Source organism: Streptomyces sp. NPDC002788 (assembly GCF_053592115.1).
Window position 1 is genome coordinate 43,116 of the sequence record NZ_JBSFVB010000029.1, and the last position, 13,156, is coordinate 56,271.

Sequence of the window (13,156 nt, forward strand, 5' to 3'; positions counted from 1 at the left end):
TTCTCCCCTAGCCGAGCTCTTGGTCCAGCAGCGCGAGAAGCTCTCCCGCCGAGGCTGCCGAGGTGATCTGGTCGGCGATGCCGACGGGTGCTCCGGCGCCCGCCATCGAACGGACTCGGCCCTGCAGCTCGCCGAGCAGAGTGGAAATGGCCGCCTGGTCCGCCCCTTCGAGGTCGAGGAACGCGTCCTCCAGGCGGGCGCCCAGTTCTTCGATCTCCTTGACCAGGAGACCGGCCGGTGATTCCGGGCCGGGGGCGATGCTCGCGCTCAGGAACCGCGCGAGGGCGCTCGCGTTCGGGTGGTCGAACACGATCGTGGCGGGCAGCTTCAGACCGGTCACCGACGCCAGTTTGTTGCGCAGCTCCAGCGCCGTGAGCGAGTCGATCCCCAGTTGCTTGAACGCCGCGGTCGGGCTGATCCGCCCGGTGTCGGGGTGGCCGAGGACCAGCGCGGTCTGCTCCCGGACGGCGGTGAGCAGCGCCGCCTCCGCCTCGTGGGGCGGCAGCGACGTCAGCCGCTGGGCGAGTCCGCCGTCGGTGCCGCCCGGGTTCGCCGGGCCGCCGGGTCCGGCGGGTCCGCCGGCCAGGCCGCGCAGGAGCGGCGACGCGGCGTCGGGCGCCGCGAGGCTCAGGCGGGCGGGCACGAGCACCGGTTCGTCCAGGGTGAGCGCCGCGTCGAAGAGGGCGAGCCCCTCCTGCGACGACATCGGCAGCACGCCCTGGCGTCGCAGGCGGACGAGGTCCGCGTCGACGAGGTCGGCGACCATCTCGCTGCGTTCCGCCCAGAAGCCCCAGCACAGCGAGGCGGCCGCCTGTCCGGCGGCGTGGCGGGCCTCGGCGAGGCCGTTGAGGAAGGCGTTGGCCGCCGCGTAGTTGGCCTGTCCGGCCGTGCCGAGCACGCTCGCGACGGAGGAGAACAGCACGAACGCGGACAGGTCGAGGTGCGCGGTCAGCTCGTGCAGGTGCCACGCGCCGCGCACCTTCGGCGCGAGCACCGCGTCCACGCGGTCCTCGGTGAGCGTCTGGACGACGCCGTCGTCCAGCACGCCCGCGCAGTGGATCACCGCCGTGAGCGGGTGTGCGGACGGCACCGAGGCGATCAGCCCGGCGACGGAGTCCCGGCTGGTGACGTCGCAGGCGACGACCTCGACGTGGGCGCCGGCGCCGGTGAGTTCCTCCCGCAGCGCCGCCGCCTCCGGGGCCGCCGGTCCGCGCCTGCTGGTGAGCAGCAGGCGGTGCACGCCGTGCCGGGCCACCAGGTGCCGGGCCAGCTTCGCGCCCAGGCCGCTGGTGCCGCCTGTGATCAGGACCGTCCCGGTGCCGAGCGCGGGGGCGTCCTCGGCTCCGTCGTGGCCCGGGACCGTGCCGGGGGCGCGGACCAGGTGCGGTACGGCCACCTGTCCGTCCCGGACCTTGAGCTGTGCTTCGCCGGTGGCGGCCGCGGCCGGGACGCGGGCCCACGAGGCGGGCCTGCCGTCCGTGTCCACGAGGGTGAAGCGGCCCGGGTTCTCGGTCTGCGCGGTGCGCACGAATCCCCAGACGGCGGCCGCCGCCGGGTCGGTGCGGGGGTGCCGGTCGTCGTTGATCGCGTCCCGCGTCACGACGACCAGGCGGGAATCGGAGAACCGGTCGTCGGTGAGCCACTCCCGCGTCCAGCGCAGCACGCGGTGGAGGGTCCGCTCGACGATGGCGGGCGTGTCGTCGCCGTCCGTGCCGGTCCCGTCCAGGGCGGCGATGACGACGGGGGGTATCTCCCCGTCGGTCGCGGCGAGTTCCGCGAGGTCGGTGAAGACCTTCGCGCCCCGTCCCAGGGCCGCGGTGACCGTGTCGGGTTCCCCCAGGGGTGCGTCCGGGGTGCCCCCGCCCCCGCCCCCGCCCTCGCCCAGCACCGCGTACGGACTGCTGGACCCGCCGGACGGGACCGGGAGGGCAGCCCAGTCCAGCCGGAACAGCGAGTCCTGGTGGTCGAAGCCCAGCTCGGTCAGCTCCTCGACGTCGGCGGGCCTCAGGCTCAGCGACGCGACGCCGCCGACCGGGGTCCCCTTCTGGTCGGCGAGGGTGAGGGACAGCGTGTTCTCCCCGGCGGGAGCGAGGCGGACGCGCAGCACCGCGGTCCCGGTGGAGTCGACGCGCAGGCCCGTGCAGCGGTACGGCAGCCAGCCCTCGGGACGGGAGTTGTCGACGATCCGTCCGAGGCCGAGCGGGAGCAGCGCGGCGTGGAGCAGGGCCGGGTGGATCCGGAACGCGCCGCGGTCGGCGCCGTCGGGCGTGGGCAGTTCCACCTCAGCGAACAGGACGTCGTCGCGGCGCCACACCTGCTTCAGACCGCGCAGCAGGGGCCCGTGGCCGAATCCGAGGGCGGACAGCCTGTCGTACTCGTCCTCGAAGGGGACGCCGACCGCGCCCGCGGGAGGCCACGCGACGAGGCTTTCCTCCTCGCGGGGGTCCGCGCTGCCGGATCCGGCGACGCCGACAACGTTCCGCGTCCACCCGGCGTCGCCCTCGCCCCGCGAGTGCACGCTGATCGCCCGCCGGGCGTCGACGACGACGCGGATCTCGCGGTCGGCCGTCCGGGACAGCACCAGCGGGGTTTCCAGGGTGAGCTCGTCGACGGTGTCGCAGCCCGCCTTGTGCGCCGCCCACACCGCCAGCTCCGCCAGCACCGCCGCCGGTACCAGGACGGCGCCGTGGACCACGTGGTCGGCGAGCCAGGGGTGGCGCTCCGGCGACAGGCGCCCGCTGCCCACGATCCCGCCGTGCTCCGCGTCGTCGGGCAGGTCGATCACGGCGTCGAGCAGCGGGTGGTCCGACGTGCTCGCGGCGGTGGTCTCGGCGGGTGTGTCCATCCAGTAGCGCTGCCGCTGGAAGGCGTACGTGGGCAGGTCGACGAACCGGCCGCCGCCGCCCGGGAAGGCCGCCTCCCACGACACCGCGACGCCCGCCGTGAAGGCCTCGGCCGCCGAGCGGTGGAAGCGGGCGAGGCCGCCCTCGTCGCGGCGCAGGGTACCCGTGACGACGGCCTCGGCGCCCTCGCTGTCCAGGGTCTGTTCCACACCGATCGTCAGGACGGGGTGGGCGGACGCCTCGACGAAGCACCGGAAGCCCTGCCCGGCCAGGGCCCTGACCGCCTCCTCGAAGCGGACCGTGCGGCGCAGGTTGGTGTACCAGTACTCGGCGTCCAGTGTCGTCGTGTCCAGCCAGTCGGCCGTCACCGTCGAGAAGAACGGCACCTTCGCCGGGCGCGGCTCCAGTCCCGCCAGGACGCGCCCCAGTTCCTCGTGGATCGCCTCAACGTGTGCCGAGTGCGAGGCGTAGTCCACCGGGACCTTGCGGGCCCGGACACCGTCCTCCTTGCACGCGGCCAGCAGGGCGTCCAGCTCGGCCACGTCGCCCGAGACCACCACGGACGAGGGCCCGTTGACCGTCGCGATCGACAGGCCGTCCGTGAGGCGCTCCGCCACCTCCTGGGCCGGCAGCGCGACCGACACCATGCCGCCGCGTCCCGACAGCGCCAGGATCGCCTTCGACCGCAGCGCCACCACCTTCGCGGCGTCCTCGACGGACAGGGCGCCCGCGACACACGCGGCGGCGATCTCCCCCTGCGAGTGGCCCACGACGGCCTCGGGCTCCACGCCGTAGGAGCGCCACAGCTCGGCCAGCGACACCATCACGGCCCACAGCGCGGGCTGGACGACATCGACGCGCTCCAGCGCCTCGGCGTCCCCGAGCACGTCGGGGAGGGACCAGTCCACGTAGGGTGCCAGCGCGTCGGCGCACTCCCGCATCCGCTCGGCGAACACCGGGGAGGACTCCCACAGTTCCCGTCCCATGCCGGTCCACTGCGAGCCCTGGCCGGGGAAGACGAACACGGTCCGGCCGACCGGCCGCGCGACTCCCGCCACCGCGCCGGCGACGCCGTTGTCGTCGCCGGCGGCGACGGCGGACAGGGCGGCGAGCAGGTCGTCCCGGCCGGTGCCGATCACGACCTGGCGGTGCTCGAACAGCGAGCGTGTCGCCACCAGCGAACGCCCCACGTCGGCCGCCGACAGCGACGGGTCGGCGTCGACGAAGTCCCGCAGCCGCGCCGCCTGCGCGCGCAGCGCCTGCTCCGAGCGCGCCGACAGCACCCACGGCACCGGGCCGGTGGCCTCGGCGGACTCCTGCTCGGCGGGCTCGGGGACCTGCTCCAGGATGAGGTGGGCGTTGGTGCCGCTGATGCCGAAGCTGGAGACGCCGGCCCGGCGGGGGCGTTCCGGTGTGCCGGGCCACTCCCTGGCCTCGGTGAGCAGCTCGACCGCGCCGGCCGACCAGTCCACGTGGGTCGAGGGGCGGTCCACGTGCAGCGTCCTGGGCATGACGCCGTGCCGCATCGCCATGATCATCTTGATGATGCCGCCGACACCGGCGGCGGCCTGCGTGTGCCCGATGTTCGACTTCAGCGAGCCCAGCCACAGCGGGGCGTCCGGGTCCCGGTCCTGCCCGTAGGTGGCCAGCAGCGCTTCCGCCTCCATGGGGTCGCCCAGCCTCGTGCCGGTGCCGTGGGCCTCCACCACGTCCACGTCGGCCGCCTGGAGCCCGGCATCGGCCAGGGCCGCCCGGATCACCCGGCGCTGCGCCAGTTCGTTCGGTGCGGTCAGGCCGTTGGAGGCGCCGTCCTGATTGATCGCCGAGCCGCGGACGACGGCCCAGATCCGGCGTCCGTTGCGCCGCGCGTCCGACAGCCGCTCCAGGACCAGCATGCCGACGCCCTCGGCGAAGCCGGTGCCGTCCGCCGCGTCGGCGAACGCCTTGCACCGTCCGTCGGCGGACAGGCCCCGCTGCCGCGAGAACTCCACGAGCAGTCCCGGCGTGGACAGCGTCGACACCCCGCCGGCCAGCGCCAGCGTGCACTCCCCGGACCGCAGGGACCGCATGGCCTGGTGGACGGCGACCAGCGACGACGAGCACGCGGTGTCGGTGGACACCGCCGGGCCGTGCAGACCCAGCGTGTACGACACCCGGCCCGAGGCCACGCTGGTGTACGTGCCGGTGGCCGCGAAGCCCTCCACCTCACCGCCCGCCCCGCCGCCCGTCCGGGGGCCGTAGTCGACGGCGTAGAGCCCGGTGAACACCCCGGTCGCCGAGCCCCGCAGCGCGGCCGGGTCGATGCCCGCCCGCTCCAGGGCTTCCCACGACGTCTCCAGCACCAGCCGCTGCTGCGGGTCCATCGCCAGCGCCTCGCGCGGGCTGATGCCGAAGAACGGCGCGTCGAACTCCGGGAGGTCGTGCAGGAACCCGCCCGAGCGGGTGTACGTCGTCCCGTGCGTCTGCGGGTCCGGGGAGTACAGCGCCTCCAGGTCCCAACCGCGGTCCGTCGGGAAGTCGCTGATCGCGTCCACCTCGTCGGACACGACCGACCAGAGCCCCTCGGGGGTCGTCACCCCACCGGGGAAGCGACACCCCACGCCCACGACCGCGATGGGCTCGTGAGCGGACTCCTCCAGCTCACGGACCCGCTCCCGCAGCTGCTGCGCGTCGCCTACGGCGCGTCGCAAGTAGGAACGGAGCTTGTCGACGTCCTCCACCAGGGCCTCCCCCAACGGTGATTCAGAAGAACAGATGTGGCTACACGTATCCGCGGTCGATCAATGCGTACAGATCGTCGTCATTACCGCTTTCCGGTGTCGTTTCCTCCGCCGTTTCCGGTCCCCCGGGCGCCTCGGGCGCCTCGAACACGTCAGGCGCCTCAGGGGCCTCGGGCTCTTCCGGTTCGAGGAGGGAGAAGATGTGGGCGGCGAGCGTGCGCGGGCTGGGATAGGTGAAGGCGACGGTGGCCGCAAGCCGCACTCCGGTCGCCGCGGTGAGCCGGTTGCGCAGTGCCACGGCCGTCGAGGAGTCGAAGCCCAGGTCCTTGAAGGTCTCGGCCGACCGCGCCACGAGAGCGTGGCCCGTCACGTCCGGGTCCTTCACGCTGAGCAGCGCCGCCGTCTCGGCGCACACGAGGTCGAGGACCGAGGACTTCGTGTCCAGGCCGGCCGCCCCGGTGCGCGTGCCCGGTCCGCCCGCCCGCGCGTCGGGGTCGGTGTGCGCGGTACCGGTGCTCCCGGGCGCCGCCAGCCAGTACCGCCGGCGCTGGAACGGGTAGGTCGGCAGGCCTATCCGGCGCGGCCTGTGCGCGGCGAACACCGGTTCCCAGTCCACCGGCACGCCCCGCACGTGCAGTTCGGCCAGGGACGCGAGGATCTTGCCGGCGCTGCCGTCGTCCTTGTGCAGGGTGCTGGCCACCACCGGCGGGTCCGCCAGCGCGTCGGCGGTCTCCTCCATCGCCACCCGGAGCACGGGGTGCGGGCTGATCTCCACGTACACGCCGCCTCGCTCGCGCATCAGCTTGTCGACGACCTCGCCGAACCGCACCGTCGAGCGCAGGTTGTCGTACCAGTACGAGCCGCCGAGCAGGCGTGTGTCGAGCGGCTCGGCGGTGACCGTGGAGTGGAACTCCACCGCCGTCCGCCGCGGCGAGACACCCGAGGTCGCCTCGATGACCTGGTCGCGGATGCGTTCGACCTGGTGGGAGTGGGACGCGTACGCGACCTTGAGCCGGCGCACCCGGACACCGTCGGCGGCCGCCGACGCGGCGAACTCGTCCAGTGCTTCGAGGTCCCCGGAGACCACCACGGAGGCCGGTCCGTTGACCGTGGCCACCGAGAGCCGCCCGGGCCACCGCCGCAGCCGGTCCTCGACCCGGGCGAGGGGCTCGGCCACCGCGCTCATCCCGCCCTGGCCGGCCAGGGCGGCCAGGACCCGGCTGCGCAGGGCGACGACCCGCGCCGCGTCCTCGAGACCGAGGGCGCCCGAGGCGCACGCGGCGGCGATCTCTCCCTGCGAGTGGCCCACCACCGCGTCGGGGACCACGCCCAGCGACTCCCAGACCCGGGCCAGGGACACCATCATCGCGAACAGCGCCGGCTGCACCACGGTGTCCCCGCCCTCCAGCGACGGCGCCGTGTCCGCGCCGGTCACCAGGTCCAGGAGGGACCAGTCCAGCCACGGTTCCAGGGCACGCGCGCAGGCGTCGATCGAGCGTGCGAAGACGTCCGACTCCGCGTACAGCCGCCTGCCCATGCCGAGCCACTGCGAGCCCTGGCCGGGGAAGACGAAGACGACCGGGCCGGTCCGCCCCGCGGCCGTGCCGCGCACCGCGCGTGCCGGGTCACCGCCCGCGGCCAGCGTTCCGAGGCCGGTGAGCGCCTCGTCACGGTCACCGGTCAGCAGCACCGCCCGGTGCTCGAACGACGACCGTGTCGACACCAGTGCCTGCCCGACGTCGGCCGTCGACAGCGACGCGTCGGCGGCGACGAAGTCCCGCAGCCGCGCCGCCTGTTCCCGCAGCGCCTGCTCCGACCGCGCCGACAGCACCCACGGCACCACTCCGGGCGCGGCGGCGAGAGCCGGGTCCTCGTCCGTGGCACGGGGCTCGGCCCGCGTCGGCGTCTCGGGGGCCTGTTCGAGGATGACGTGCGCGTTGGTGCCGCCCATCCCGATCGACGTCACTCCCGCCCGCCGCGGCCTCTCGGGCGTGCCCGGCCAGGGCCGCGCGGCCCGGACCACTTCGAAGTGCTCGTCGAAGTCGGGGACGGCCGGGTTCGGGGACCGGAAGTTCACCTGCGGGACCAGGTGGGCGCGGTCCAGGCACAGCGCGGCCTTCACGAAGCCGGTGATGCCCGCGGCCGGCTCCAGGTGCCCGACGTTCGCCTTCACCGAGCCGACCACAAGGGGGCGGCCGCGTCCGGTCTCCCGGAACACCTCGCGCAACCCGGCGAGCTCCGCCGGGTCGCCGAGCCGGGTGCCGGTGCCGTGGGCCTCGACGTAGTCGACCGAGTCGAAGGGGACCGCCGAGCGCGTCAGCGCGGACAGTACGGCGGCCGCCTGCCCGGCGGGGCTGGGGTCCGGCATCCGGGAGGAGGCGCCGCCGCTGCCGACGCCCCAGCCGCGCACCACCGCGTAGACGTGGTCGCCGTCGGCGACGGCGAGGTCGAGCCGCTTCAGCAGGACGAACGCCCCGCCCTCGCCGCGGACGAAGCCGCCCGCCCGTTCGTCGAAGGGGAAGCAGTCGCCGGCCGGCGACAGTGCGCCCAGGTTGGCGAGGCCCAGTCCCGCCTCCGGGTCGGCGATCAGGTGCACGCCGCCCACGAGCGCCGTGTCGACCGCACCGCCGCGGATCCGGTCGCAGGCCAGGGCCAGCGAGACCAGGGAGGAGGACTGGCCGGAGTCCGCGCAGAAACTCATGCCGCGGACGTCGAAGAGGTTGGAGATCCGGTTGGCGATCAGCGCACCGGACGAGCCGAGCGCGGCGTAGTGGTCGTCCCGGTCGCTGCCGGACAGCTTGCGCAGCAGGTCGTACCCGGAGGGCGCGGCGCCGACCACGACGTCGATGTCGCGGCCCGCGAGCGTGGCCGCCGGCAGCCCGGCGTCCTCGACGGCCTCCCAGGCGAGTTCCAGGCCCAGCCGCTGCACGGGGTCCATCGCGGCCGCCTCGCCGGGGGACGTACCGAAGAACTCCGCGTCGAAGCCGTCGATCGCCTCCAGGAAGGACCCCGCGTTCACCGTGTCGGCGTCCGGGTGGGGCGGGGACGTGCGCTGCGTGTCGGCCGCCCGGTGCGCGGGGAACCGGCCGACGGTCGACCGCCCGTCGAGCAGCAGGCGCCAGAACGCGTCCAGGTCGTGCACACCGGGGAAGCGGCACGACATCCCGATGACGGCAATATCGGTGGCTGCGCCACTCATGTGATGTCCTTCCGGTTCCCTCGGCGTACGGCTCTTACGGGCTGCACTCCTGTCACCGCCAACGGGTCAGCGTCTTCAGCAGCTCTTCCGGCGCGTCCATGAAGTCGTAGTGGCCGCCGTCGACGACCCGGAACTCGACGGAGTCGGCGTACCGGCGCCAGCCCTGGAGGTCGTCGAGGCTCACGTCGGGGTCGTCCCGCCAGTGCAGGACGACGATGGGGCAGGGCACCGGGGCCGGGTCCTGTCTGCGGTACGCGCCCGCCGCGGCGTGGTCGCGCAGCAGCACCATGAGGCCCAGCTCGACCATGTCCGGCCGCGGCTCGATGCCCCGGCCGCGGATGAACTTTTCCACCTCGGCGCGCAGTTCGGGCTCGGTCATGGTGAGCATCCGGTCGCGCGAGGCGTCGTGCGGTGCGGGCTGGCCCGACACGAAGAGGCACTTCGGTGCGGGCAGGCCGAGTGCGGCGAGCCCGAGCACGGTCTCGTAGGCGGGCAGGGCGCCCGCGCAGTGCCCGAAGAACGCGTACGGCCGCTCCAGCAGCGGCGCCAGCGCTCCGGTGAGGTCGGCGGCGAGGTTCTCGTAGGTGCCGTAGTGGGGGTGGGCGAGCCGGTTCTCGCGGCCGGGGAACTGCACCGGGCAGACCTCGACGTCGTCGAGGGCGGTGGGCCAGGCGCTGAAGGCCGACGCACCGGAACCGGAGAAGGGGAAGCAGAAGAGCCGGGCGGCGCTCCCGGCGGACGGCGGCCGCACGAACCACGGCGACGCGGTGGCGGTGGCGGTGGCGGTGGAGGGACCGGATGTCATGGGGTGTGCCGTTTCTGGGCGGCGACGGGGAGGTGGGTCATCCCGGCGATGAAGTACGACCGCAGGTGCTGCGGTTCACCGGCGAGCTCGATCGACGCGAACTGATCGAGCAGTTCCTCGAAGAAGATGCGCAGCGTCATCCGGGCCAGTGGCGCCCCGATGCAGAAGTGCGGTCCGAATCCGAACGCGCCGTGGCGCTTGGCGCCGTCGCGCGTGATGTCGAAGGTGTGCGGGTCGGGGAACACGGACGCGTCCCGGTTGGCCGATCCGATCCACGCGACGACCGCCCCGCGTGCCGGGATCGTGCCCCCGCCGATCTGGACGTCGTCGACCGCGTACCGCATGAAGTTGCAGGCGGCCGAGGTCCAGCGCAGCCCTTCCTCGACCAGGTTGGGGATCAGCGTCGGGTCGGCCTGGGCCTTGGCGAACTGCTCGGGCCGTTCGATGAGCGCCTGCACGGTGCCGGAGACGGTGTGCGGGGTGGTCACGTTGGCACCCAGGAGGATGCTGTAGCCGTCGAGGGCGATCTCCTCGTCGGTCAGCGGCTCGCCTCCGGGGCGGACGCTCATGAGGTGGTGCAGCAGGCTGTCGTCCTCGCCGCCGTCCGCCCGCCGCGTGGTGGCCCAGTCCCGGACGTAGTTGAGCAGTTCGTGGTGGGAGATGGCCAGGGTCGCCGCTTCGCTGCCCACCAGGAAGTGCGGGTCCGAGGGGGCCGTCACCATCGCGGTGAGCTGGACGAGTTCCGCCCAGTCCTTCTCGGGGATGCCGAGGAGCGGGCCGGTGACCAGCGCGGGGAGCAGCAGCGCCTGCTCGGCCAGGTCGAAGGTCCCGCCGTCGAGCGCCGGTTCCAGGAAGCGGCGGACCGTCGCGCGGATCTTGTCCTCCCAGGAGCGCACGGCCCGGGCGGTGAGCTTGGCGTTGAGCGGCCGGCGGACCTCGGTGTGCCGGGGCGGGTCGGTGGAGGTCATCAGTACGCCGGCGGCGGCGTCGTCCGTCCCGAGGTGGGTCGGGACCGTGCCGCGCTCCGAGGTGAACTCCCGGTGGTCGCCGAGCACCCGGCGGACGTCCTCGTAGCGGGTGACCGACCAGAACTCCCGGCCGTCCGGGAGGACCTGGTGGTGCACGGGCGCCTGCTCGCGCATCACGTCCCAGATCGGGTGCGGATCGCCCGTGGAGTAGAGGTCCAGGTCGAACAGATCGACGCTGTCGAGGTCGACGTCGCGCGCGGGACCCGGCGTCAGCCTCACGCCCCGGCCCTCCCCTGCTCGATCAGCTCGGCGACCTTGGTGGGGGTCCCCGCGAGGTAGAAGTCGCGCACGGAAAGCCGGACGCCGTGGTCCTGGAGCACCCGTTCGATGATCTTGATTCCGGCCAGTGAATTGCCGCCGAGCGCGAAGAAGTCGTCCTCCGGGCCCACCTCGGGGCTGTCGAGGTGTTCCCCCCACAGCTCGGCGATCTCCTGCGCCAGGGTCGCCGATACGCCCGAAGGCCCGGCCTGCCGCTGCGGCGTCTCTTCCTGCCCACCTCGCTCGTGGAGCACCTGCGGTGAGGATTCCATTTCCAGCCCTTCCTTCGCACTGTCCCGCCGGCGAGACACATTCCTCGAATGGCCGAATTGAGTGTCGCGTGCGTTCGCCTTTCCGCACACCGCTGCCGGCGGTGTGCTGCGCCCGCCGGCCGGTGGGGTTGAGAGCGCACCGGTACGCCCGCACGCTGACACTTCCGGAACATCCGCTCCCCGAACAGCCGTCCCGCCGGCGGGACAGGGGAAGTAAGCACGCGGCTCGCGTTCCGTGCATACGGAAATGACCCGACGCCGCCACAGGCTCAGTGAAGCGGCACTGGAATATCAGTGGAACAGCACTGGAAATGAAGGGGCAACGACGTGGAACACACCGGCATGGACGCGGACGTGGTGGTCGCGGGCGCCGGGCCGACCGGCCTGATGCTCGCCTGTGAACTGCGGCTGGCCGGCGTCGACGTGGTGGTGGCCGAGCGGCTCGCGGAACCGACGGGCGAGTCACGGGCCGGCGGGATCCACTCCCGCACCCTGGAGGTGCTGGACCAGCGCGGGATCCTGGACCGCTTCCTGGCGGAGGGCGAGCTCCAACCGGTGGGCCATTTCGCCGGCCTTTACCTGGAGTTCGACGAGTCCGAGTCCCGCCACCCCTACCCGCTGATGATCCTCCAGTCCACCATCGAGCGGCTGCTGGAGGAATGGGCCGCCGAACTCGGCGTGCGGGTGCGCAGGTCGGCCGAGATCAGCGGCGTCCGCCAGGACGACGACGGCGTGACGGTCGAGCTGAACACACCGGACGCCGGGCCCGCGACGCTGCGCGCCCACTACCTCGTGGGCTGCGACGGCGGGCGCAGCACCGTGCGCAAGCTGGCGGGTATCGACTTCCCCGGCACCGAGGCGACGATGACCGCGCTGATCGGCGACGTCGAACTCCCGGAGCTGACCGAGGACTACGTCTGGGTGCGGCGCACTCCGGCCGGCGACTACTCGGCGATCGCCTTCGAGCCGGGCTGGTTCCGGGTGATCACCTCCGAGTTCGACCGGGTCGCGGGCCGCGACGACGCCGTGACGTTCGAGCAGCTGCGGGAGTCGCTGATCAGGGTCGCGGGGACCGACTTCGGGATGCGCAACCCACGGTGGGTCTCCCGGTTCAGCGACGCCGCGCGGCAGGCCGCCGAGTACCGCAAGGGCCGGGTGCTGCTCGCGGGCGACGCGGCGCACGTCCACTTCCCGGCCGGCGGGCAGGGCCTGAACATGGGCGTGCAGGACGCGGTCAACCTCGGCTGGAAGCTCGCCTCGGTGGTGCGCGGCCGGGCGCCCGAGAGCCTCCTGGACACCTACCACGCCGAGCGCCACCCGGTCGCGGCGCGCGTGCTGCACAACACCCGGGCGCAGTCGGCGCTGGTCCGCCCCGGCCCGCAGACGGACGCGCTGCGCGAGGTGTTCGGCTCCCTCATGGTGTTCGACGACGTCAACCGGTACCTGCGCCACCTGCTGACCGCGCTGGACATCCGCTACCCGGCCGACGGCGACCACCCGCTGGAGGGCCGCCGGGTCCCCGACGCCGACCTGAAGACGGCCGACGGGGTCATCGGCGTCCACGAGCTGCTGCACGCCGCCCGCCCCGTCCTGCTCGACCTGCACGGCAGCCCCGAGGTGGCGGCGGTCGCCGGCGGCTGGGCCGACCGCGTGGACCTGGTCGAGGCGCGCGGCGAGGACGACCACTGGACCGTCCCGGCCATCGGCGAGGTCCCCGCTCCGGCCGCGCTGCTGATCCGCCCCGACGGCCATGTCGCCTGGGCGGCCGACGAGGGCGGCGCGGGCGGCACCGACGCGCTGCGGACCGCCCTCGCCACCTGGTTCGGCCCGGCACTGCGCGGCTGAACGCACGCCCCTGGTGACCGGTCCACGGATGCCGTCGGCCGGGCCGATGCTCCGTGTCACGAAGGCCGTCAGAACCACGTCGTGGTCCTGGCGGCCTTCGTCGTCGTGCACGGGCAGGGGCGCCGGCCGGCAGCACGGCGCCGCCCCGGCGGGTGGTGCGCCGGGGCGGCGTGCGAGGGGGGCGGG

5 protein-coding genes and 1 pseudogene are annotated in these 13,156 nt (G+C 73.7%); 1 reads left to right on the forward strand and 5 read right to left on the reverse strand.

The window, feature by feature from the left end:
- Positions 1–7: 7 nt before the first annotated feature.
- The 5 genes and pseudogenes from ACWD1U_RS35370 to ACWD1U_RS35390 form a co-directional block, all read right to left on the reverse strand.
- A pseudogene (locus ACWD1U_RS35370) lies at positions 8–5,518 on the reverse strand (SDR family NAD(P)-dependent oxidoreductase); the annotation flags it as partial.
- A gap of 85 nt (positions 5,519–5,603) precedes the next feature.
- Positions 5,604–8,762, reverse strand: coding sequence for a type I polyketide synthase (locus ACWD1U_RS35375; protein WP_451113464.1), 3,159 nt, complete (start codon positions 8,760–8,762; stop codon positions 5,604–5,606).
- A 52-nt stretch (positions 8,763–8,814) separates the two neighbouring features.
- The gene (locus tag ACWD1U_RS35380; protein ID WP_451113465.1) at positions 8,815–9,567 is read right to left on the reverse strand and encodes a thioesterase II family protein; all 753 of its coding nucleotides are present in this window, start codon (positions 9,565–9,567) and stop codon (positions 8,815–8,817) included.
- The gene (locus tag ACWD1U_RS35385; RefSeq protein WP_451113466.1) at positions 9,564–10,814 is read right to left on the reverse strand and encodes a cytochrome P450; all 1,251 of its coding nucleotides are present in this window, start codon (positions 10,812–10,814) and stop codon (positions 9,564–9,566) included. Before ACWD1U_RS35385 ends, ACWD1U_RS35380 begins: the two co-directional genes overlap by 4 nt.
- The gene (locus tag ACWD1U_RS35390; RefSeq protein WP_451113467.1) at positions 10,811–11,125 is read right to left on the reverse strand and encodes an acyl carrier protein; all 315 of its coding nucleotides are present in this window, start codon (positions 11,123–11,125) and stop codon (positions 10,811–10,813) included. The genes ACWD1U_RS35385 and ACWD1U_RS35390 overlap by 4 nt, the downstream gene beginning before the upstream one ends.
- Before the next feature lie 342 nt (positions 11,126–11,467).
- Between ACWD1U_RS35390 and ACWD1U_RS35395 the strand changes: the two genes are divergently transcribed.
- A complete protein-coding gene (locus tag ACWD1U_RS35395; protein ID WP_451113474.1) occupies positions 11,468–12,970 on the forward strand; it encodes an FAD-dependent monooxygenase in 1,503 nt (500 codons plus the stop codon).
- Positions 12,971–13,156 lie beyond the last annotated feature (186 nt).